This is a genomic window from Virgibacillus profundi, from assembly GCF_002287375.1.
GTDB classification, from domain to species: domain Bacteria; phylum Bacillota; class Bacilli; order Bacillales; family Amphibacillaceae; genus Virgibacillus_K; species Virgibacillus_K profundi.
In genome coordinates this window covers 42409-66757 of record NZ_NPOA01000007.1, presented here as the reverse complement: position 1 = coordinate 66757, position 24349 = coordinate 42409, and the positions used below count along the sequence as shown (strand labels likewise).

Sequence of the window (24349 nt, the reverse complement as noted above, 5' to 3'; positions counted from 1 at the left end):
TTTATAAAAGTTTAGCCATATTTTTAAATTCCAGTTCATCGAATTTGGAAATAATTTTTTCTTTTTCATATGCCCAAAGTGCAGTATCCAGGTGGCAGCTAATTGGCACATCACACTTAATTTCTGCCAGATTTCTAGATAAATGAAGCATATCCATGTCCGTTTTGATCTTTGTTTGAATCCCCTTTGGTAATTGCTCTAAATTCTCCAGCAACTCATCAATAGATCCATATTCCTGTATAAGCTTAAGGGCTGTTTTTTCACCGATCCCTTTGACTCCTGGGTAGTTATCGGAAGAGTCGCCCATTAAACCCTTTAAATCTATTACTTGTCTTGGCTGAATTCCTTTTTTATCATAAAAATTAACATGATCAAATACCTCATAATTGCCTTGTCCTTTTCGCATAATAGCTACCCGAACCTGTTCATCAACAAGCTGCAAAATATCCTGATCACCTGTAAGAATGGTTACATTATTTTCTACTCCATAGACTTTTGCCAATGTACCAATACAATCATCAGCTTCATAGTTTTCCAGCCCGACATTTGGCATATTGAATGATTCGACAACCTCTTTTATCAGATCAAATTGCGGAACCAACTCTTCCGGTGGAGCACCCCTGTTTGCTTTATAACCATCGTAAAGCTCCGTACGGAATGTTTTACTACCCATGTCCCAGCAACAAACAACATGTGTAGGTTTGAACCTATCTACAGCATCAAGAAAATAGCGCATAAATTGATAAATTCCATTTGTCGGTATACCCTTACTTGTTTTCATAAAGTTGCCGCGAAATGCAGTAGCAAAAAAACCACGAAATAATAAAGCCATCCCATCGACAAGCAATACTTCATTTTTATTCATATTTATATATCCTCTCTACCTGTAACTTTTCAAAATCTCTAAAAGTGACTTATTTTTTTCAGTTAATACTTTCATATCAACAGCTGATGTCAAAACTTCCAACTTGTTATTCATTTGGTTGTCCAAATGATGTTTAGCAGCCTCTTTCATTTCATCTATCAGATGTGACCATTGATTAATATAAGCATCATCCATAATTAATTTATTTTCGTAAATATATTCCTCGGCAATTGGTTCCAATTCCTGATAAATATTTTCTTTCATTACTTCTTTTTCATTTTTTGCAAAGAAAGACTTGGTCCCTTTAAATCCTGCAAGGGCCTTATCAAATCGTTTCATATCAATTGACTCAAAAGCTTCTTTATAATCCGGAGTTTCAAGCTCCTGTGGGGAAAGATCGGGATAAAAAAGTGTTCCGCCCGTTTCACTGCTTTTACTTTTCATCCCATTGTGAACCTCAACCAGCAGTGTTTTAACAAATGATTCCATTCTTAAGGAAACTGCCTGAAGTTCCTGACGCAGCTCAAAGCTTGTATAACCCAGTAAGTTATCCAAGCTGGTTCTTAATTGATGATTTGCGCTTTTACCCGTTTCAGTGATAGTGGTCGGATTAAATGATTCCTTAAATAAATCATGAAATCTTATCCCAAGTCTCTCCATTACATAATATAATTGCTTTTCTACTTTTTGAGTAATTTGTTCTTTATAGACCCCTGTTTCAAACTTTTCTATATGGTCAACAAGCACTGTTTTTTCAGCCAGTAAATCTTTTCGGTACGTTTCTTTTTCCTTTTCATCAAGATTAACTGATCTCATATATTCCTGCATAGACTGAGAAGTACGATTGATATCCCATAATGCTGATTGTACAGTTATTGCAGCAAGGTCGTTATGAATGAAATGATAAAACTCATCCTCGAAAAGTTGCATTTCGTTATTCAATGTATGATTATCCAGTTTATTTTCAAGTGATTGCCTGCTGGAAACAGGATATAATTTTGGAAAGCGTATTCCCAATTTAATTAATTGCTCCTGCACATAATTTGTAACAAGCTGGAGCTCTTCTTCATCTTTTGCCAGGTCAGCAGCATTTACGATGAAAAACATTTTATCAAGTTCAAAGGCTTCTTTCACACGTCCCAGTTGCATAAGGAAGTTCTTATCAGCATGTGATAGTGCGTGATTATAATAGGTTACATACAAAATAGCGTCAGCATGCTTAATATATTCAAAAGCCACATTCGTATGGCGGGCATTGACGGAATCTGCACCAGGTGTATCTACTAATGTGATACCTTGTCTGGTTATGGAGCAATCATAATATAAATCGATTGATTCGGTATAACATGCTTTAGTTTCATCTGTTACAAAAGCAGCAAATTCATCAAGTGTGATTGTCCGTGTTTTTCCAATAAATTCCTTGTTTAAATGATAACCGGTAAGCATTGCTTGTAAATAGGCCTGATACATATTATTTAATTTTGAATTCTGCTGTATTTGATTATCCTGAATCCAATTTAATAAGCCTTCCAGATTGGTTGCTGGCGGTGAAAATTGTTTTGTAATTAATTCAATATCTTTTATTAACATATCTTCATTCTTTAAAGTAACGGCAACTGTTCCATGCCCGAAATTATTTGTTACAGGTGTAATCCTGTTTACAGTTGCTGTAGTTGGGTTTGGCGATACCGGTAGTACACGTTCACCCAGTAATGCATTGGCAAAGGATGACTTACCAGCACTGAAAGCCCCAAACAGTGCAATGGTATAGGTACGATTATTTAATCTATCATGTTTTCCTTCCAGATCATTTATAATAGCCTGAAAGCCTGGCAAACCTTCGATAGTCTGAATTGTTTTATTTATACTTTCAAGAACATGGTTTACAGACTGTGTCGGTTCATTTATTTTTTCTTCAATTTCATTCAATTGTATATTATTTTCTTTAAATTTTTCGAGTTTAATCGGCAGGTCTGCCGGCATAATTTGTGTATGATCTGCTTCCAAATATCTTTGCAGCAGATTCCAAGCCTCCTCATCAGGATTAGATGCATCAGGAACCATGTCAATCTCCTCAAATTTTTCAGCTAATTCAGTTTTGATGGCATCCTGTTTTACTCTAAGAGACTTTTTTTGATATAAATCCTGCAGTTCTTTTTCAATTTTAGTTAGTTTATCCTTGTTGGTACTTTGGATTACACGTTGGACATCAGTTAGTAATGTACGTGCTTTATATTTAAATTGTTGTTTAATATCTGCACTCACATCATTTGTATAGTTTAAGACAGAATCCCCTGTCACTTTGGCACCAGGCTTTATCAGCTCAACCAGTTTATCCCCTGTGTATACAACAGATAGGTTATGAATCTGTTTCTGTACCTCTGGATCACTAAGTTTATAGTCCTTTACTAGATTAGTAAATTTATCGCGTAACTTCCACTGTAATGCTGTTTCCATATTTTCCTGAAGCGGCCCGACAAATGCTGCTAATCTGCCTTCCCTCTCCTCCGCCGTTTTTCTTTTGGATGAAAATAATCCCACTTTAAAATCACTTTGCTGTGACTTTAGGAAAGCAGTTGCTTTATCTCTTAAATCTGCAGGCATTAAATAAGCATTTTTCAATGTATTATTTAATTCATTTTGAAACAGTTTTTCTATTTCATCAGGTTCACTTTGTAAAATAAACCTGTTTTCTTCCAGCTCATCTATCCTGGCAAAATTATTTTCTAGCTCACTCTCATCACTCACATATTGGGACAAATTCTCTTCATACTTTTGCTGAAGGTATCGTTTATGCTCTTTTATCACCTGTATGACAGATTGGTCTAAATTAAAAAATAAATCCTTTTCTTTTTCCATGATTGAAAACAGTTTTTCTTTTATCTCAATAAATTGATTATGTTTTGCATCAGGATCCAGTAAGGAAGAATAAAAAACACATTCTGGAAATATTTGCCATTGATCAAACGTTTGTTTAATACTATGACTAAACTTGGAAAAGGCTAATTCCTCTTCATCATGCTTATCAATCTGGTTAATAATCACATAAAAGGGAATGGACTTTTCCTGAAGTGCTTTTAGAAATTGTAAATTGACTTCTGATTGAACATGATTGTAATCCATTACATAAAACAATACATCCACTAAATGCAATGAAGCCTCCGTCATAACGCGGTCGGCATCATCCGCTGCATCAATTCCTGGTGTATCCACTAAAGAACATCCAACAGGAACAATTTGTTCTGCTGTACTGATTTCTATTTTCTTTATGGAATCCTTATCTTTGGAATAATCTTTAATCATGTCAAGATCGTATGGTTCTTTGTATTCAACAGGATGATCATGATGAAAGAATACACGGGCAACTCCATCCCCTGAATTAATTTTAACGATATTTGCACTTGTTGGGATTGGGCTTTTTGGTAAAATATCTTTACTCAAAAGCGCATTAATCATCGATGATTTTCCAGCAGAAAAATGACCGGCAAAACTGATCATTAATTCATTTTTATCAAGTTTGACGTATAGCTCACGTATTTTATTAGCACTTTGCTCATCATCATTAGCAAGCATTAGCTTATGGTATGCAGCTAAATGAGTGAGACTGGTTTTGGTTTGGTTTGTTTCTAATTCGATCACAACGTGTATTTCCTTTCTCCGTTAACATTTCCAGTATTTATTATACGCAATATATACGTTCATTTCTACCATTCTATTATTAATGCTATCACTGGGGTAATAATTCATCAATATTATATTTTTCCAATAAAAAAACCCCTTTTAAAAGAGGCCTTTATTCATTAAATTAATCATCTGTTTTTGCAATTAATTCGGTAGTAATAAACCTGATCAGATCACCACGGCTTAGCACACCAACAACCTGATTACTATCATTTATTACAGGTATCTTTTTAAAATGATATCTGGAAAAAATAGCTAATGCCTTTTCTATGTTATCATCAGGATGTACAGTATGGATGCCTTTTTTACGCATTATTTCATTTACTTGTTTATCCAGTGCATATTTTAATTTATATGTCAGACTTTCTTTTTCACTTACGAGAACCATTGCAAACATATCATATACGTTTCTTCCCTTTGGCTGCAGGTAGCGTATGACGTCCCCATCACTAATGACACCTAATAATTGATTATCTTTATCCAGGACAGGTACTCCGCCTATCCCGTTTGTCACAAGTTTTTCCAATAGCTCTTTGATTGTTGCATCTTTTGTAACACTAATCACATCTTTAATCATAAAATCTATAATCTTCATGACTTTCCTCCAAATTATGTGCCATAGAAATATCTATTTTCCATCAGGATTCAGATTACGGTATTTTTCTTTTTTCTGCTTGTACCTTATGTTTTTAGAATATCATTAATATAGAAAAAATGTAATCAAGTTGTCTTAAAGTTAACATAATCATATTATCGTATACTTAAATAAATTTGATTATCCTATAACTAACTTATTCATAGATTATTGTTTTCTGTTCCGTAGTCAATACAAAATGCGACGTAACTTTAGTGTTACTTCCTCCCACCCTTTAGAAGATGAGTGCTAATTCAGCGCTACGGAAATACACTACGCTTTCCGTGGGCGGCTGGTGAGCTTCCTCGTGCTACTCGTCTTTAGGGGTCTCACCTATGCCTTTCCTCCCACAGGAGTCTATGTGTATTTCCTCCGCTGGTATTCCTGTTACTGCTGATGAACTGAATTAGTAATCAATAAACGAAACATCGAACCACCTCACCAGTTCGGGTGAACGAAGGGCGGTGACTCCTGCGGGAATAGCACGTGTCCGAAGACCCCGCAGAGTGATTTTCTCGAGGAGGCTAAGGCCGTGCCCGCGGAAAGCTTCCGCCCGGAGCGATCCCGAACGGCGATTATAGCACTTACTTATAGTAGAGAGTAGTTATGTCGCACTTTATAGAAACGAAAAGTTAAAAAAAAATAAAGTTTACTAAAAGAGCCGAAGAGAAAAACTTTGGCACTGGAGTTATGTACCAAAGTTTTGCGGAGATTAAACGGGATATACACCATGTTTTCTTTCTGTAAAGTTTACATTTTTTGCTTCATAAATACTGAAACGACGTGTTAATTCATCTCTAAGTTTATCAGGTTCAATCACTGCATCAATTACCATTTCAGATGCCAGACGGTATATATCGATATTATCTTTATATTCATCCTGCTTTTCTTTAATAAAACCTGCTCTTTCTTCTTCCGGAAGCTCAAGCATTTTATTGGCATATACAGCATTGACTGCTGCCTCTGGCCCCATTACTGCAATTTGTGCACCTGGCAGAGCAATACAGCAATCCGGATCAAATGCAGGTCCTGCCATCGCATATAAGCCCGCTCCATACGCCTTTCTGACAATTACAGATATTTTCGGTACTGTTGCTTCACTCATCGTTGCAAGCATCTTAGCACCATGGCGGATAATACCTGCACGTTCTACCTTTGTTCCAATCATAAATCCAGGTACATCTACCAGGAATAATAATGGTATATTAAATGCATCACATAATTGGACAAATTTAGCCGATTTATCAGCAGAGTCTGGGAAGAGTACCCCACCTTTCATTTTGGGCTGGTTAGCGATAATACCGACAGTTTTTCCATCAATTCGTGCCAAACCTGTAATTAATTCAGGGGCAAATTTCTTCTTAATTTCACAAAAACTCTCTTCATCAATAATTCGTTTAATCAAATCATGCATATTGAAAGGAGCATTTTGATTAGCTGGAATTAATTCCTTAATTGACTTTTCAAATGACTTTATCTTCTTAGGTTCCATCATTTCCGGCTTTTCCCTGAAATTGGCGGGGAAATAACTTAAATATTTCCGGGAATATTCAATAGCCTCTTCCTCAGATTTCACTAAAACATCACCAACACCCGAAACAGAGCAATGCATCTTGGCACCACCCATCTCTTCAAGACTTACTTTTTCTCCGATTACTTTTTCAGCCATACGTGGTGACCCCAAGTACATGGATGCATTTCCATCGACCATAACGACCACATCACAAAATGCAGGTATATATGCGCCACCTGCGGCTGACGGACCGAATAACAGGCAAACCTGTGGAACTCGTCCGGATAATTTAATTTGATTATGGAATATTCGTCCTGCACCACGGCGACCTGGGAACATTTCGATCTGATCCGTTATTCTTGCGCCAGCTGAATCAACTAAGTATAAAATTGGTATTTCCAGCTTCATAGCTGTTTCCTGAATCCGAATAATTTTTTCGACTGTTCTTTTGCCCCAGGAACCGGCTTTGACTGTTGAATCATTGGCCATTACACATACTGGCTGACCATTTATTTTTCCAATCCCTGTGACTACCCCATCCGATGGTAGTGAATCATCCATGCAATTGGCAAAGAATGCATCTTCAATATCCATACCTTCATCAAATAATAATTCCAGTCTTTTTCGAACAAAAAGCTTCCCTTTCTCCTCATTCTTTTGATGGTATTTTTCATGTCCACCTTTTTCTATTTTTGCAATTCTATTTTGTAAATCTTCAACATATGACATTAAGTTACCAGCTCCTATTTACCTGTATATAAAGGTTTTCTTTTCTCTTTAAAGGCTTTTAATCCTTCCAGTCGATCATGTGTAGGGATTGTTTCCTTGTAGCATAAATGCTCAATCGAAAGTCCTGTTGTTATGTCTGTCTGAATTCCTTTATTAATAGCAGTTTTTGCCTGCCTGAGTGCAACAGGTCCATTTCCGGCAATCGTTTTTGCCAGTTGAACAGCATTGTCCATCAAACTGTCTGCTTCAACTACCTGTTCAACAAGTCCAATGTTCAATGCTTCTTCGGCTTGAATGGGCTTTGCAGTATATATCATTCGTTTTGCCTGACCTAAACCAATTAACCGGGTTAATCGCTGTGTACCACCAGCTCCCGGAATAATAGCGAGGGATGTTTCTGTTAGTCCTACTTTCACATGTTTTGCGGCAATACGAAGATCGCATGCAAGCGCTAATTCAAGTCCCCCACCGAAAGCTACACCATTTAATGCTGCTATAACGGGCATGTGCATGTTTTCAACAGCATTGACAGTATCACCAATATATCGTACTGCAGAGACCACCTGTTCATCTGTCATTCCTTTGCGTTCTTTTAAATCAGCTCCAGCACAAAAAGCCTTTTCATTCGTTCCCGTAATTATGGAACAATAAATCGATGGATCCTGATCAACTTTTTGTATGATTTCATTAAGCTCCATGAGTAAATCATGAGACATTGCATTTGCTGCTTCAGGTCGATTAAGCGAAATAATCGCAATATGTTCATCTGTTATTTCCAAATTAACAAGTGTCATTGTTTACTCGCCTGCCTTTTTTTATTACTGTTATTCAATAATTGCTATTACGTCTCCTTCATTAACAAAATCACCTTCAGCTACTTTCAGCTCTTTTACTGTTCCAGCTTCCTCAGCACCAATTGGGATTTCCATTTTCATCGATTCCAGAATAACGATATCCTGATCCTCTTCCACTTGCTCTCCCTGTTTTACTGTAATTTTCCATACACTTCCTGCCATCGTTGCTTTTACTTCCTGCATCATAATTCCTCCTATTTTGTATTAATGAGTGGTAAATAATGTTCCTGTACAAACCCTGTAGTAGTATTTCCTTTTTTAAATGCGTCAGTATTTATTACTTTTAAAAGCATTGGTAGATTTGTTTTAATACCTTCAATTTTATACTGCAAAAGTGCATCATTTAATGAAGAAATTGCTTCATCTCTGTTTGCCCCTTTAACAATTAACTTACCGATCATCGGATCATAAAATGGTGTAACATCATAGTCACTGGTAACTGCTGTTTCATTGCGTATAGATTCACCAACAGGAATATCAAACGTTGTAATATGTCCTGGTGATGGGAAGAATGTTACAGGATCCTCTGCATATATTCGTACTTCAATTGCATGGCCATTAATAGAAATCTCATCCTGTTCCACTTTTAATTTTTCACCATTCGCAACTTGTATTTGTGCCTCAACGATATCAAGACCAGTAATCTCCTCTGTTACGGGATGCTCCACCTGAATCCTTGTGTTCATCTCCAAAAAGTAAAATTTCTCATCCTTATCGACTAAAAATTCAATGGTACCTGCACTTGTGTATCCAAGTGCTTTAGCCGCATTAACAGCTGCTTCCCCCATTGCTTTACGTGTATTATCTGAGATAAATGTTGAAGGAGCTTCCTCGATTACTTTCTGGTTGCGACGTTGAATTGAACATTCCCGTTCAAATAAATGTACTGCATTTCCATCGTTATCGGCTAAAAGTTGAATTTCGATATGGCGTGCATCATCCAGTTTTTTTTCCATAAACATAGAACCATCACCGAAAAATGTTAAGGCACGCTTGGAATTACTTTCAAAAGCTTTGGTTAGATCCTCATCAGAATGTACGACCTGCATACCAATTCCACCACCGCCAGATGACGCTTTCAACATGATTGGATAGCCAATATTTAGAGCGGCTTTTACTGCTTCTTCAGCTGATGCTACCGCTCCATCCGTTCCAGGTACAACAGGTACTCCTGCTTCTTCCATTGCCTTTCTTGCTGCAATTTTACTTCCCATTTGTCTGATTACTTCGCCTGAGGGTCCAATAAAAATTAGACCTTCTGCCTCACAAGCCGCAGCAAACTGATCACTTTCACTTAAAAACCCATACCCTGGGTGAATAGCATCAACTTTTGCCTCTTTGGCAACAGATATAATTTTTTCTGCATTTAAATAGCTTTCGTTTACCCGTGGTGGGCCAATTAGATAACTTTCATCTGCCATAGCAACATAAGGAGCTTTTTGATCTGCTTCAGAATAGATTGCAACTGTTAGGATATTCATCTTTTTACATGTCCGAATGACTCGTGCGGCAATCTCGCCTCTGTTTGCTATTAATATTTTATTAATCATATACTCTCCCCTTTGAACTGCAACTTATTAAGTTAAAATATCTGATCTTCGTAAACTAGCAGCCTAGCTGTCTGGCAATTACAAGTCTTTGAATCTCAGATGTACCTTCTCCAATTTCTAATAGTTTCGCATCACGTAAATATCTTTCTACCTCATACTCCCGCATATAACCATACCCACCATGAATTTGAATCGCCTGATTCGCTGCACGAAATGCAGTTTCTGTTGCATATAATTTTGCATAAGCTGCCTCTTTACCGAAAGGCTTATCATTATCTTTCAGCCATGCTGCTTTATGTACTATGTTTCTTGCAAGTTCAATTTCCATCGACATATCTGCAAGTTTAAATTGAATTGCCTGGAAGCTGGAAATCGGTTTTCCAAATTGTGTTCTTTCTTTTGCATAGCTTAAGGCTTTATTAAGTGAGCCTTGCGCAATACCAAGTCCGAGAGCAGCAATAGAAATTCTTCCACCGTCAAGTGTATATAAAAATTGATTGAAGCCTTTTTCTTCACTTCCTAAAAGATTTTCCCTGGGAACACGTACATTATCTAAAATAATTTCTGCTGTATCTGACCCCCGTACACCCATCTTATCGTAATTACTCGTAATTTTGATTCCTTTTGTATCTGTTGGGACAATTATTGCTGAAATAATATTTTTGCCCTTCTCGTTTTTACCTGTGACTGCTGTGACGATAACAGTTTTTGCGAAACTTGCATTCGTAATAAAGCATTTTTCACCATTTATTACGTAATCATCACCATCAACTACAGCTGTTGTTTTTGTTCCACCAGCATCAGAGCCTGCATTTGGTTCGGTTAAGCCAAAAGCTCCAAGTGCCTTTCCTTCTGCCAATGGTGTTAAAAACTTCTGTTTCTGCTCCTCACTGCCAAAATAATAAATTGGGCTTGCTCCAAGTGACACTGCGGCAGCGTAACTTAATCCAGTACTTCCACATACCCTGCCGATTTCTTCAACTGCTAAAGCATAGGAAAGCGTGTCCCCACCTGACCCGCCATATTCCTCAGGAAAAGGAATACCTAATAATCCAAGTTCTCCCATTTGCTCGAAAATATCAACAGGAAATTTTGCTTCTACATCGATGTCAATAGCTCTAGGCTGTATGACCTCATCTGCAAACTCTTTGACCATGTTTTTAATCATTAACTGTTCTTTTGATAATTCGAAATTCATTTTACTCCTCCTGTTATTTAATACTTAAGACCGACTGGTTGGTCTGTTTTAGTTTAAAAAAAAGAATTACCTTATATTGTGAAAAAAGGTTTCTCAATGAGAACTTCTTCATACCTTTTACTGCTGATCGTTTCAGGTTGTAAGACGGCATGCAGGATTAAATCAACAAAGATATCCCCTATTTCCTCAATCGTTTTCAGCCCTGACTGCTGGTACCATTTGTATGTCCAGTTTACCATTCCTAAAATTGCCATGGTAGTTATTTCAACCGGAAGGTCTTCCCGAAACTCTTTTGCTTTTTTTCCTTCAATTATTGCCTGTTTAACCATTTGTTTAAATTGATCTCGCTTTTTTTTTATAAGTATCTCATATTGTGGTTTTAAATATATATTTTCCTGATAAAAAACAGATATATGAGGTTTATAAAGATCAAATACTTTCACAAAATCTTTTACAATTCCTTGCAGCTTTTTTGTCGGTGACTGATACGTTTCCTTTGCAATTATCGCTTTTTCCAATACGTACGTGATGAACGTGTCATGAATAACGAATAATAATTCGTCTTTGGAGGTGAAATGATGATAAAAGCCTCCTTTGGATGTACCAACATCTTCAACGATTTGGTTAACTGTAACTCCGTGGAAACCTTGTTTTTCAAATAAAAGCAAAGCCGACTGTATAATCTTTTGACGTAGATCCGATATAAACCCTCCCTCCTTCATATCATTTTATTTAACTTTATCATATTTCTCAAAATGTGGAAAGCGTTTTCATTTCTTCAATAAAAAAAGACAGCTTTTCATTAGTGAAAGCTGTCTTATAAATTAATTTTCAGTATCATTAAACGGTTTATGGTAAATTGCTTCTTTCCATGCTTCGTTTACTTCGCCTTGGTTATCTGTATCAATAACAAATGATCCATTACTAGAACGGTCACTTGCAGAAAGCTCTAATGGGAAAATACTGTGTTTTTCACCATTTGTTGTTTGAAAATGTAATGTATCATTCTCATTTACAACAAAGAATCCTTTGATTCGGTGGGCTTTATTTTTTAACTCCCTTAGCATAGTAAGTCCGCGTTTTGCTCGACTTGTTTTTTCAAATTCCTTCAATTTCATTCGTTTACATGCACCACGTTGTGTGATTACAACAATGGATGGTTCAGATAAATCATCGAAAGTCTGTCCATTTACAACAAATTCACTATCCTTTAACAGTATTGCCTTAACCCCTGCCGCACGCTGACCAACAATGGATACTTCAGATTCATGATACCATAATCCATATCCCTTATTTGAAGCGATAAAGATATCCGAAGACCCATCCGTTTGCTGGACATTAACAACTTCATCATCTTTTTTAAGATTTAAAGCAATCAATGCTTTGGAATATCTTTGGGCATCATACAGCTTAAATTCACTTCGTTTGACCATTCCGTTTTTTGTAAAGAAGACCAGATAGTTATCCTCTTTAAATTTGCGAACAGGAATACATTGTATAATCCGTTCATCCTTATCAATTGAAACTATGTTTGAAATATGCTGTCCAATATCCTTCCATCTAATATCAGGTAATTCATATACAGGCAAATTCAAATATTTTCCTTTATTGGTGAATAAAAGGATTTTATCAGTTGTATTTAATTCCAACAATCCAACCATATGATCTTCATCTTTGATGGCAAATCCTTCACCATTAGATGCACTGTAGGAACGAAGACTAGTTCTCTTTATGTAACCATCTCTTGTAATAGAAACGAGTACATCCTCACTGATAACGGTAACTTCAATATCAATGGTTAATTCTTCTATTTTATCTTCGATCGAAGTTCTTCGTTTATCTGCAAAGTTTTTCTTGACCTGTCTAAGTTCTTTTTTTATGGTTTGAAAAAGTTTCTTCTCGCTGCCCAAAACTGCTTCCAGCTCAATAATACTTTTACGTAATTCCTCAGCTTCTTTTTCAAGTGATGTAATATCCGTATTTGTTAAACGGTATAATTGCAACATAACAATTGCTTCTGCCTGTGCTTCTGAAAAGTTATACTTGGCAATGATTTGTCTTTTTGCATCCGGTTTGTCTTTGGAGGCACGAATCGTTGCGATTAATTCATCCAAAATTGAAATGGCTTTTATCAAACCTTCCAAAATATGTGACCGGTCTTTTGCTTTCTTTAAATCAAAGGTGGCTTGTCTTGTTACAACTTCTTTTTGGTGAGCAATATAAGCATCGAGCATTTGTGATAAAGATAATAATTTAGGAGTCTTTTCCTGGATTGCAACCATATTGAAATGGTAGGTTACCTGCAGGTCCGTATTTTTGTATATATAATTTAAAATCCCTTCACTATTTACATCTTTTTTAAGCTCAATAACCACCCGAAGTCCTGTTCTGTCCGTTTCATCACGAACCTCGGCAATACCTTCTACTTTACGATCAATACGCAGTTCATCAATTTTTCTAACCATATTGGCTTTATTAACTTCATATGGAACTTCTTCAATTACAATTTGTTCACGGTTCCCACGAATTTCTTCAAGGCGTGCCCTGCCGCGTATAATTATTTTTCCACGCCCTGTTTCATAGGCTTTCTTAATTCCGTTAATCCCTTGAATGATTCCACCAGTTGGAAAATCCGGTCCATGTATAACCTTCATTAACTCATCAATAGTAACAGCAGGTTTATCGATTTTCATAATAACTGCGTCAATTACTTCAGCTAGGTTATGTGGCGGAATATCTGTTGCATATCCTGCAGAAATCCCTGTTGAGCCATTTACTATCAGATTGGGAAACTTGGCAGGCAATACGATAGGCTCCTGATCTGTCTCATCAAAATTTGGGATAAAATCTACTGTTTCTTTATCAATATCACGTAATAGCTCAGAGGAAATACTGGAAAGGCGTGCTTCCGTATATCTCATCGCTGCAGCCGGATCCCCATCAATACTCCCATTGTTTCCATGCATTTCCACTAACATATTCCGTACTTTCCAATCCTGACTTAAACGCACCATTGCTTCATATACAGAGGAATCACCATGTGGGTGATAATTACCAATTACTGTACCAACTGTTTTTGCTGATTTGCGGAAAATTCTATCATGTGTGTTTTTTTCCCGGAACATTGCATATAATATTCTTCGTTGAACGGGTTTTAAGCCATCCCTCGCATCAGGTAATGCTCTATCCTGAATAATGTATTTACTATACCTTCCAAATCTATCTCCAATTACTTCTTCTAATGGAAGGTCTAAAAATTTTTCTGGCTGTGACAAACCAACCCCCCCCTTACTTCCTTTTTAAAAATAACTATTAGTCCTGTATAGTTTTACCACTATTGTTGGTTGACCATTTGAAATCAAGTATGAATATTCTCGTTTTCAAGTATGCTTTCATCTTCTTCCATGCCAAATTTAACATTTCCTTCAATCCATTTTCTTCTTGGTTCCACTTTGTCACCCATTAATGTGGTTACTCTTCTTTCCGCTCTGGCAATGTCTTCAATTGTTACACGGATTAATGTACGGGATTCCGGATTCATCGTTGTATCCCAAAGCTGATCGGCATTCATTTCCCCAAGCCCTTTGTACCGCTGAATTGTATACCCATTTTTAAACTCTTTCAATGCCTCTTTCATTTCTGATTCATCCCAGGCATAAGTCATTTTTTCTTTCTTCCCTTTACCTTTAGAGACTTTAAATAATGGAGGAAGGGCAATAAATATTTTCCCTGCTTCTACTAGCTGACGCATATAACGATAGAAAAATGTTAGTAATAAAACCTGAATATGAGCACCATCTGTATCGGCATCTGTCATAATTATTATTTTATCGTATTGTACATCCTCCAGAGTGAAGTCTCCTCCAACCCCTGCGCCAATTGTATGGATTATTGTTGAGATTTCCTCATTTTTAAAAACATCCTCTAACTTTGCCTTTTCTGTATTGATAACCTTTCCTCTTAAAGGAAGTACTGCTTGAAATTTTCGGTCCCTGCCCTGCTTGGCTGACCCTCCTGCAGAATCTCCCTCCACTAAATAAAGTTCGTTTCTTTTAGCATTTTTTGATTGTGCGGGTGTTAATTTCCCGCTCAGCAATGCATCTTTTCTACGCTTTTTCTTACCTGTTCGTGCATCTTCCCGAGCTTTACGTGCGGCTTCCCGGGCTTCCTTTGCTTTAATCGATTTTCTGATTAACAAGCCGGAACTATCAGGATTCTCCTCCAGAAAATAGGAGAGCTTTTCTGAAATCACAGCATCCACTACCGAACGAGCCTCCGATGTTCCCAGTTTCCCTTTGGTTTGGCCTTCAAATTGCAGCTTATCCTCGGGAACACGAACAGAAACAATCGCTGTAAGGCCCTCTCTAATATCTGTACCCTCCAGATTTTTGTCCTTCTCTTTTAGTAGTGCGACTCGTCTGGCATAATCATTAAATGTTCTTGTAATCGCTGCTCGGGCACCTGATTCATGGGTTCCTCCATCTCTTGTTCGAACATGATTGACAAAGGAAAGCATACTTTCTGCATACCCATCATTAAATTGAAAAGCGAAATCCACTTCAATTCCCTGCTGCTCTCCTTCAAAAGACACAACAGGGTGAAGTGCATCTTTTTCTTCATTTAAATATGATACAAATGACTCCAGGCCATCCGGATATTCATACACTTCTTTTTCATCGTTGCGTTTATCAACCAGTTGAATCTTAAGACCTTTTAATAAAAATGCGGACTCTCTCAGCCGTTCAGACAATGTTTCATAATTATAAACAATTGATGGAAAAATGGTAGGATCAGGTTTAAAATGAATGACGGTTCCTGACTTTCCGGTAGTGCCCTTCTTTTTAAGCGTTCCATCCGGTTTTCCGCCTTTTTCAAACCTTTGAAAATAAGTCTGGCCTTCCCGGTAAATAGTTACCTCCAGCCATTCGGACAATGCATTTACTACAGAGGAACCTACACCGTGCAAGCCACCACTGGTCTTATATCCGCCTTGTCCAAATTTACCACCTGCATGTAGAATAGTAAAAATAACCTCTATCGTTGACTTACCGGAAACATGCATCCCTGTTGGAATTCCTCTTCCACTATCTTCTACAGAAATACTGTTATCTTTATGTATGATTACTTTAATAACATTACCGTATCCTGCTAGCGCTTCATCCACTGCATTATCAACAATTTCAAATACCAAATGATGCAATCCGCGCAAATCTGTGCTTCCTATATACATACCGGGTCTTTTTCTTACAGCATCAAGACCTTCCAGTACTTGAATGGAATCATCAGTATACTGTTGTGTTGTTTGATTAGCCAATACAACATCTTCTCCTTTCACAAAACCAACATCCTAAAAAATTACCTTATTTAATATATTAGAACAAACGTTTGATTCTTGCAATCCAAATTAATCCGAATGACTATTTTAACACATGTTATTAAGTATACTATATTTAAATTCTTATTGTATAGCATGGACATATGTTTAAGGATGTTCAAAAAGAGCATTCTCCGAAATAAGACAAATGGACATAGAAAAGGATGACAACACATTGTCACCCTTTTTCAAAAGTTATTTCACTAAAACGGAGTGCACTACTTTGATACATAAATCCATCATAACTGTGAAGTCACGTTCCTTCAAATAGTCATATGCTTCTTGATTAACAATACCCTGCTGTGCCCAGAATATACGGCAATCTGTAAGAGCGGCCTCTTTTGCAATATCAGGTAAGTATTCCGGACGTCTGAAAACATTGATTATATCCACTTTTTCCGTGATATCTGTTAACTTTGAATATGCCTTTTCTCCCAGCACTTCATCAACTGTTGGATTTACGGGGATTATTTTATATCCTATACTTTGCATAATCTTCGAGATTTGAAAAGCTGTTCTTTCAGGATTGTCCGAAAGCCCGACAACTGCGATTGTTTTTGATTTTTCCAGTACTTCTTTCAGTCTTTCATTTGACGGATTTTCCCATGCCATAAGTATATCCTCCTTTAGTTATCAAGCAAACCTTCATTAATTAAATATTCTCTTGCAACATTATATGGTGATTCGTCTTCATAGTCGACTTCATAATTCATCCTGCGCATCTCATCATCTGTTATTTTTCCACCAAGCTGATTTAAAATATCTTCCAGCTCAGGATACTTCTCCAATGTTTCATTTCTTAGTAGAGGTGCTCCCTGATATGGCGGAAACAGATTTTTTGGATCTTCTAATGTGACTAACTCTAATTCTATCATATAACTGTCAGTAGCATAAGCATCAATGATATCTACATCTCCATTTGACAAAGCCCCTTGTCTTATACCAGGTTCCATTGTGCTAATATTAGCTAAGTCAAGGTTATAAACTTCCTGCATTCCTACATAACCATCATATCTGTCTTTAAACTCCAGTGTAAAGCCTGCTGTGATTTCATTTTCAATCTGTTTTAAGTCACCAATCTCCTGCAGGTTGTATTGATCAGCTAATTCCTGACTTGTAGCAACTGTATAGGTGTTATTAAATTTCATTGGCTTAAGTAAAGCCATATCATATTTTTCAGCCATTCCTTCTTTTGCTTGTTCATATACATCTTTTGCATCATTACTTTCGGCTTCCTGCTCCAAAAAGGTCACAATTGCTGTACCTGTAAATTCCGGGTATATATCAATACTTCCCTCCTGCAGAGCTGCAAAAACCATTGGTGTTTTTCCTAAACCGGATTTCAACTCCACCTCTAATTCCGTTTGCTCCTCAATTAATAGCTTGTACATATTAATTAATATTGCCGGCTCGGAACCCAGTTTTCCCCCAATAACCAAATCTGCTTTTTTTGAAGTATTCAGGATAAAAGGTGATGCAACTACAAGCACAGTAATGATGATCATAGCAATAAACGATTTGAAACCTGCTTTCTTTGAAAGTCTTTCAAAGCCTCTTAAGATGATATCCAAAATTATTGCTAACAGTGCTGCAGGAATTGCTCCAAGCAGGATTAAATGAACATCAGCACCCCGATCAATACCTAAAAGGATTAATTCCCCTAATCCACCTGCACCAATAAGGGCTGCTATTGTCGTTGTACCAACAATTAATACCATTGACGTTCGAATCCCCGCCATAATAACAGGCGTAGCAATCGGCAATTCCACCTTTGTTAAACGTTTAAACGAATTCATTCCCATACCCGTTGCCGCTTCTTTTAGTGCCGGGTTAACTTCATTAATCCCGGTATAGGAATTTCTGAGTATTGGCAGAATACCATATGCTGTCAGCGCAATAATGGCAGGCGTTGTGCCGATTCCAAACAGCGGAATTAAGAAGGCTAACACAGCAAGACTCGGTATTGTCTGCATGATAGCTGACACGCCAATGATTGGCTCAGCCACACGTGGGTATCTAGTAAGGACTAACCCGAGTGGAACAGCAATAATTATGGCTATAATTAAAGAAATTAAGGAAATTTGCAGATGCTCCCAAATTGTTTCCAGTAATATATCCTGACGGTTTTGAAAAACGGAAATAAATTCACTCATGATTGAATCACCCCGTTTTCCATCTTCGTTTTACTTTTTAAATAGGCAACAATCTCTTTATTACTTAAAATCCCGACCAATTTCCCTTCTTTTAGCACCGGAAACAAATCTTGGTCGTTTGATTCAATAATATCCGTTGCTTTATATAATGGCATATCATTCGGAAGTGTTGTAACTTCAATAGAATTACCATTATAGATAGCTCCGGTATACATATTATTTTCATCTCTTATTACATACATTCCTGTTTTTGAATATTTCCCATTCTTAAAGGAGTCATCCGAAATTACATAAATCTGGGATTGATCACTGATAACATCTACAGCTGTTTGCCATGGAGATTTTCTTTCCCCAATAAAATCTTTAACAAACTGTGTTTTCGGGTGTAGTATGAGCTGTTGTGGTGTATCAAATTGAACGATTTCTCCTTCATTCATTAAACAAACCTTATCACCCAAAGCCATTGCCTCGTCTATGTCATGTGTTACAAACAGAATTGTCTTTTTAATCTCTTTCTGTAAATTACGGATGTCCAATTGTAATTGCTCCCTGGTAATTGGATCAAGTGCACTAAAGGGTTCATCCATCAATATTATATCGGGATCAGCAGCCAATGCCCGAATTACTCCAATTCGTTGTTGCTGTCCGCCAGATAACTCCCTAGGCATTTTCCTTTGATATGTTGATGGATCCAGTCCCACCATTTCCATCAATTCTTTGGTTCGCTTTTGTATTTCCTGACGTTTCCATTTTTTCATCTCAGGAACTACTGAAATATTCTCTTCAATTGTCATATGTGGAAATAACGCTATCTCCTGTAAAACATAGCCTATATTCCATCTTAACTCATGTATATTATAATCATTTATATCTTTATTATTTATGTATATAGCACCAGAAGTAGGTTCAATCAGTCGATTAACCATTTTCATTGATGTTGTTTTCCCACAGCCGCTTGGCCCGATCAGTGTGACTATTTCTCCTTCATTTACAGTTAACGAAAAATCCTTTATTGCTTCTGTTCCATCAGAATATACCTTTTTTACATTTTTAAAATCTATCATTTTCCTCTTCCCTTTTCTTGAATTCCCGTTCATGGGTAATTTCCTTCATTTTAGAATATATACATATGCTTTTTCCCTTTTCAAGCAAAAAGAAACATAATTTAGGCTAAATTTAATGATATTTTTACTATAAGAATGGATTTAAGGTTCTTTCATACATGACTTCATGCTAAAATAAACAATATAGCACTCACTTAAATAATGAAAGTAGGAAAATTATGGAATATGTTATTTTTGCTATTATTGCATATTTACTGGGATCTATACCATCTGCTCTCATCGTTGGCAAGGTTGGATATAAAATAGATATACGCCAACATGGAAGTGGTAATCTTGGTGCAACAAATACGTTTCGTGTACTGGGTAAAAAAGCAGCTTTTATAGTTATGCTTTCTGATATTTTAAAAGGAACCATTGCTACATTAATACCTTTATTATTCGATGCAGATGTCTACCGATTAGCAATTGGGATATTCGCAGTAATTGGGCATACCTATCCTATTTTTGCCAGATTTAAAGGTGGGAAAGCGGTTGCAACATCAGGTGGGATTCTTTTAGGAATCAGCCCATTATTGTTTATTATTATTTTTACTTCATTTATTGTGACAGTTTATCTTACGAAGTATGTATCACTTTCTTCCATGATCACAGGTGTTGTTGCAGTAATAACCTCGGTATTCCTACAAGATGTAGGACTGATAATTGTAACAGCTTTACTTGCAGCATTTGTTTTTTATCGACACAAGGATAATATTAAACGTATCAAAAATAAAACTGAGCCTAAAATAAAATGGATGTAGAAATATATCATAGTTCAATAAATTGAATAATAATTAGCACTTAAGTATACTTATTATATTCATATTTAGAAAGGGGATCATGTTATGGATCAAATTAAAACATTCCCATTAAAACAACTGCCAAATAAAGAACAACGTCATCTATTGTTTGGCTCAGTAAAACCGATAGAAAAAACAAAACCTGTCGATAAATCTAAAATGGCAGATTTACAAAATATAAAAAAAGATTTTCTTTTTGACCTTGATGCAGTAGGAATTGCAAATGTGAAACATCCGATAACTGTATACAGTAATTTAAATCCCACGACGCAAACAAGTATCGGTACAATTCAGTTTTCTTCGAGCCTTGACAATACAAGTAAAGGAACAAATATGAGTCGCTTTACTGAACAGTTAAATTATTATCATGAACAAGGATTTATCGTTGATTTTGCTACACTCAAAAAGTTCACAAAGGAATTAGCTGAACGCCTGGAACAAAAAGATGCAACTATTATTGTTGATTTTCCCTGGTTTTTTGAAAGAAAAGGACCCGAGTCAGGTTTATCAGGAATGAATCATGCTGATATCAGTATTACTGTTGATTATCATATAGAACATGGATTTAGTATTAATGCAGCACTTTCCGCTCTTATTACAACATTATGCCCATGCTCAAAAGAAATCAGTGAATACAGTGCACATAACCAACGCGGAGAAGTAAGTATGGAAGTTTCTTTTACAGATGATTTTAATGATCTGAACATAGATTGGAAGGAAGCTCTTTTAGAAGCAGCAGAAAGCAATGCAAGCGCTAGACTGCATCCTGTTTTGAAGCGTCCTGATGAAAAGCTTGTGACAGAACAAGCCTATGAAAATCCTCGTTTTGTAGAAGATATTGTTCGACTTGTTGCTGCCGATTTATATGAAATGGCCTTTGTTACTAAATTTAAAGTAAGCTGCAGGAATGAAGAATCCATTCATTTGCATGATGCTATTGCTTCTGTAACCTATGATAAAAATCATGAATGTAAATAAGAAGGTTATATTTTATGAAATATATTTTTATCGGACTAATTAAATTTTATCGTGCTGCCATCAGTCCTTTTAAACCGCCATCATGCCGTTTTCATCCCACATGTTCTGAATATGGCCTGGTGGCCTTTAAGCGCTTTGGAGCTTTTAAAGGAGCATACTTAACAATTAAAAGGATTAGTAAATGCCACCCATTTCATCCAGGTGGGGTAGATCTAGTACCAGAAAAAAAGAAAAAACACTCTTGAAATATGGAATAGGCGCTGTGGGCGCCTTTTTTTTATAATTTAAATTTTTCTATGTGCCCCCACTGTTTTTCATGTAAAAGAATTTCTTTTTGATGTTCCCCGAATAAATCAAAATGCGGGTATTTTTCATCGTAATGGATCCAGTTCTCATTAAGTCCGTGTGTACTGCCCCACTCTTTTAACTTTTTTAGATCATTACAACCAACCTTTGTTACCGTATTGCAACCAGGAAATCTATCATCAATCCAGAAGTGTGTTAAAAAAGCAATCTTGCCACTTTCAACATCTTTTTTCCACTGTTTCAATTCATCTCTTTTTAATCCAAATGCCATTGTTATTCCCCTTTTAGCTGTTTTGTATATGCTTCATGCCATTCCGGAAATGCTTTTCTAAGTGATAATGGCCGAAATGTATCCTTTTTAACAATTACATGTTGTGTAGTCCCACTTACAGCAATATTTCCATCTATATCTATTATATTATAGCCATAAACTGTACGAACACCATTGTATTCTTCCAGCCATGTCTCCACAATTGCCTGCTCTCCATACCTTATCGGTTTTTTAAATGAAATCTGTGCATCCGTCACAGGTGAAACAACATTATATTTTTCCATATCAGCATACTTAAATCCCAAATTCTCTACAAACTTCGTCCTTCCGATTTCAAACCACACTAAATAATTCCCGTGGTATACGACTCCCATTTGATCTGTTTCCTGGTATCTAACCTCTATTTCTGTGCGTATAATATTCATGTCTTTCCCCTTTCTCCTGCCTTTTTACATTTTCTATCGTATCATATTTTTATTTATTCGATTGCTTTGGTGTTTTCTAATATAAAAAGAACCCCAAATTTAAATCGATTTGAGGTTCTTTTTTCTCTATTTCATATCATTTTGGTTATTATATTCATCTTTAATTTCTTCCCTCATACCTTGAATTGCCTCTTCGCGCCGTTTGTTTTTTGCAATTATTTGCTCTTTCTCTTCACCTGAGGAAAGCTCCATCGTATCATGTGCTTCTTCAATATTTTGGATGGTGTCCTGGACCATGCTTTGAAGCTTTTCCACATTGTCGCTTCGATCATCCGGTTTAGGTCTATTACTATTATTCGGCATTTTAGTTTTTAATTCTCCTTTCAAATAGAGCTATTTCTATTTTTTCAGGAGATGGGGATTACTATACAGGGAATTAATTCCTTTTGGACATGTGAGTTCTTTTTGTAAACTTTGGGACGCACTTCGTTCTTCCCACCAAAATACTCTTGCTTTTTATACTTTCGTAGTTTCAATAAACTGCGACGTATGGGCTTGGTTATTTTCCACTGCGGACCGTTGCTTTCCGCGGGCACGGCTTCAGTCTCCTCGAGAAAACCACTCTGCGGGGTCTTCAGACACGTGCTATTCCCGCAGGAGTCAACGGTCCTCCGCTCCAAACAACCATCTCAAAAGTAGATAGCAACTGTTTGATTCAATCAGTTAGTAAATTCATTTTTGGTAGTTGACAAGCATCGTACCAGCGGAGGAAGTACATGGAGACTCCTGTGGGAGGAAAGGCATAGGTGAGACCCCCGAGTGCGAAGCACGAGGAGGCTCACCAGCCGCCCACGGAAAGCGTAGTGTATTTCCGTAGCGCTGAATTAACACTCATCTTCTAAAGGGAGAGAGGAAATAAATCACACTAAGGTTATGTCGCACTTTACATCCACTGCGAAATTAAAAAATCTCCTCCCTCGCCACCTTAAGCGAAGAAAGAGATTTTTTAATTAATTTTCTTTTCTTCTATTTTTCTTACAGATTGATGCATTCTGGATTCCAGGTTTAGTTCGATCTTTTCCATTAATAGATGATCTTTCAATATTTGTTGCCTATTTTCCTGAACAAGTTCTTCAAATGTTAACTTTTTCTTTAAAGAAATGGCGGTTCACTCCTTTTATTAAAAAGTATTGCCATTTCTTCAAATTTTTATAACATTTATTTTAGTGAATCTGCCATTTCTTCCATAAAATCATAGGTCATTGGACCAATTTTTCTTGGCTGCTGAATCTTTCCGTCTGTTCCAATAAAATAGGTTGTTGGAACAGAAAATGCCCTGTATTCATCACCAACTGTTGAATCTTTATCCATTGGTATTGTATACGTATAATCATATTTTTCTATATATTCGTGAACATCTTTTACTTTATTTTCACTTCCTGTTAAATTTACCGCTAATATTTCCACTTCATCACCATATTCATCATGGAAATCCTGCATTTCAGGCATTTCCTCACGACAAGGAGGACACCATGTTGCCCAAAAGTTTAATATAACCTTTTTCCCCTTATAATCAGACAATTTTACTGTTTTTCCGTCCAGGGTTTCAAGCTCAAAATCCGGAGCCATATCCCCCGGTTCCAGACCGGCACTCTCAACTGGTGCTATTGATCCGCCTTCAGTATTTACTTCGCCATTAACATTATACGCATTTGGTTCATCTGCCTCGGAGGTATCTTTATTCTGTTGCACAAAATTAAATAGCACTATTCCTGCCAATCCCAGTAATAACACAGTTCCCAGTACTTGTTTATACATGTTGACTCTCCTTAGATTCCAAGTGAACTTTAATACATTTTATACTATTCTATTTTAAATAGTAGGATGTATTCATCTATTTGTAAAGATAATCTGC

General features: G+C 36.6%; 22 protein-coding genes. 3 read left to right on the top strand and 19 right to left on the bottom strand.

Features of this window, described 5'->3' with window-relative positions:
* Position 1: 1 nt before the first annotated feature.
* From CIL05_RS11105 to CIL05_RS11040, 14 genes are all read right to left on the bottom strand, one after another.
* Complete coding sequence (locus CIL05_RS11105) at positions 2 to 865, bottom strand: 5'-3' exonuclease (RefSeq protein WP_095655606.1); 864 nt, start codon at positions 863 to 865, stop codon at positions 2 to 4.
* 15 nt (positions 866 to 880) lie between these two features.
* Complete coding sequence (locus CIL05_RS11100) at positions 881 to 4504, bottom strand: dynamin family protein (RefSeq protein ID WP_095655605.1); 3624 nt, start codon at positions 4502 to 4504, stop codon at positions 881 to 883.
* 166 nt (positions 4505 to 4670) lie between these two features.
* Positions 4671 to 5141, bottom strand: a complete 471-nt coding sequence (locus tag CIL05_RS11095) for a CBS domain-containing protein (RefSeq protein WP_095655604.1) — start codon at positions 5139 to 5141, stop codon at positions 4671 to 4673.
* A 751-nt stretch (positions 5142 to 5892) separates the two neighbouring features.
* Positions 5893 to 7422, bottom strand: coding sequence for an acyl-CoA carboxylase subunit beta (locus CIL05_RS11090; RefSeq protein WP_095655603.1), 1530 nt, complete (start codon positions 7420 to 7422; stop codon positions 5893 to 5895).
* Positions 7423 to 7436: 14 nt separating this feature from the next.
* Positions 7437 to 8216 carry an enoyl-CoA hydratase gene (locus CIL05_RS11085; RefSeq protein WP_095655602.1) on the bottom strand — a complete coding sequence of 260 codons (780 nt, stop codon included), beginning with the start codon at positions 8214 to 8216 and terminating at the stop codon, positions 7437 to 7439.
* A 30-nt stretch (positions 8217 to 8246) separates the two neighbouring features.
* On the bottom strand, positions 8247 to 8459 hold the full coding sequence (locus CIL05_RS11080) for an acetyl-CoA carboxylase biotin carboxyl carrier protein subunit (RefSeq protein ID WP_095655601.1): 213 nt from the start codon (positions 8457 to 8459) through the stop codon (positions 8247 to 8249).
* A gap of 11 nt (positions 8460 to 8470) precedes the next feature.
* Positions 8471 to 9826: an acetyl-CoA carboxylase biotin carboxylase subunit gene (locus CIL05_RS11075; RefSeq protein WP_095655600.1), complete on the bottom strand. Its 1356-nt coding sequence runs from the start codon at positions 9824 to 9826 to the stop codon at positions 8471 to 8473.
* Between the two features lie 55 nt (positions 9827 to 9881).
* Positions 9882 to 11024 (bottom strand): acyl-CoA dehydrogenase family protein, encoded by a 1143-nt coding sequence (locus CIL05_RS11070; RefSeq protein WP_095655599.1) that lies wholly within the window; start codon positions 11022 to 11024, stop codon positions 9882 to 9884.
* A 71-nt stretch (positions 11025 to 11095) separates the two neighbouring features.
* The gene (locus CIL05_RS11065; RefSeq protein ID WP_095655598.1) at positions 11096 to 11746 is read right to left on the bottom strand and encodes a TetR/AcrR family transcriptional regulator; all 651 of its coding nucleotides are present in this window, start codon (positions 11744 to 11746) and stop codon (positions 11096 to 11098) included.
* 102 nt (positions 11747 to 11848) lie between these two features.
* Entirely contained in the window at positions 11849 to 14299 is a 2451-nt protein-coding gene (parC, locus tag CIL05_RS11060; RefSeq protein WP_095655597.1) for a DNA topoisomerase IV subunit A, read from the bottom strand.
* A gap of 83 nt (positions 14300 to 14382) precedes the next feature.
* Positions 14383 to 16359 carry a DNA topoisomerase IV subunit B gene (gene parE / locus CIL05_RS11055; RefSeq protein WP_276245341.1) on the bottom strand — a complete coding sequence of 659 codons (1977 nt, stop codon included), beginning with the start codon at positions 16357 to 16359 and terminating at the stop codon, positions 14383 to 14385.
* 234 nt (positions 16360 to 16593) lie between these two features.
* Positions 16594 to 17010 carry a CoA-binding protein gene (locus CIL05_RS11050; protein ID WP_095655596.1) on the bottom strand — a complete coding sequence of 139 codons (417 nt, stop codon included), beginning with the start codon at positions 17008 to 17010 and terminating at the stop codon, positions 16594 to 16596.
* A 14-nt stretch (positions 17011 to 17024) separates the two neighbouring features.
* Complete coding sequence (locus CIL05_RS11045) at positions 17025 to 18551, bottom strand: ABC transporter permease/substrate-binding protein (protein ID WP_095655595.1); 1527 nt, start codon at positions 18549 to 18551, stop codon at positions 17025 to 17027.
* The gene (locus CIL05_RS11040) at positions 18548 to 19615 is read right to left on the bottom strand and encodes an ABC transporter ATP-binding protein (protein WP_095655790.1); all 1068 of its coding nucleotides are present in this window, start codon (positions 19613 to 19615) and stop codon (positions 18548 to 18550) included. The genes CIL05_RS11045 and CIL05_RS11040 overlap by 4 nt, the downstream gene beginning before the upstream one ends.
* Before the next feature lie 218 nt (positions 19616 to 19833).
* Here CIL05_RS11040 and plsY point away from each other — a divergent pair, with 218 nt between their 5' ends.
* From plsY to yidD, 3 genes are all read left to right on the top strand, one after another.
* Positions 19834 to 20415, top strand: a complete 582-nt coding sequence (plsY, locus tag CIL05_RS11035; RefSeq protein WP_095655594.1) for a glycerol-3-phosphate 1-O-acyltransferase PlsY — start codon at positions 19834 to 19836, stop codon at positions 20413 to 20415.
* 84 nt (positions 20416 to 20499) lie between these two features.
* The gene (gene folE2, locus CIL05_RS11030; RefSeq protein WP_095655593.1) at positions 20500 to 21432 is read left to right on the top strand and encodes a GTP cyclohydrolase FolE2; all 933 of its coding nucleotides are present in this window, start codon (positions 20500 to 20502) and stop codon (positions 21430 to 21432) included.
* A 14-nt stretch (positions 21433 to 21446) separates the two neighbouring features.
* On the top strand, positions 21447 to 21677 hold the full coding sequence (gene yidD / locus CIL05_RS11025; RefSeq protein WP_095655592.1) for a membrane protein insertion efficiency factor YidD: 231 nt from the start codon (positions 21447 to 21449) through the stop codon (positions 21675 to 21677).
* 32 nt (positions 21678 to 21709) lie between these two features.
* Here the strand turns inward: yidD and CIL05_RS11020 are convergent, their stop codons facing one another.
* From CIL05_RS11020 to CIL05_RS10995, 5 genes are all read right to left on the bottom strand, one after another.
* On the bottom strand, positions 21710 to 22009 hold the full coding sequence (locus tag CIL05_RS11020) for a hypothetical protein (protein WP_095655591.1): 300 nt from the start codon (positions 22007 to 22009) through the stop codon (positions 21710 to 21712).
* Between the two features lie 2 nt (positions 22010 to 22011).
* On the bottom strand, positions 22012 to 22434 hold the full coding sequence (locus tag CIL05_RS11015; RefSeq protein ID WP_095655590.1) for an acyl-CoA thioesterase: 423 nt from the start codon (positions 22432 to 22434) through the stop codon (positions 22012 to 22014).
* Positions 22435 to 22560: 126 nt separating this feature from the next.
* Positions 22561 to 22797: a small acid-soluble spore protein Tlp gene (gene tlp, locus CIL05_RS11010; protein ID WP_095655589.1), complete on the bottom strand. Its 237-nt coding sequence runs from the start codon at positions 22795 to 22797 to the stop codon at positions 22561 to 22563.
* Between the two features lie 643 nt (positions 22798 to 23440).
* A complete protein-coding gene (locus CIL05_RS11000) occupies positions 23441 to 23596 on the bottom strand; it encodes an FbpB family small basic protein (protein WP_095655587.1) in 156 nt (51 codons plus the stop codon).
* Positions 23597 to 23652: 56 nt separating this feature from the next.
* Positions 23653 to 24252, bottom strand: a complete 600-nt coding sequence (locus CIL05_RS10995; protein WP_095655586.1) for a peroxiredoxin family protein — start codon at positions 24250 to 24252, stop codon at positions 23653 to 23655.
* Between the last annotated feature and the right edge of the window lie 97 nt (positions 24253 to 24349).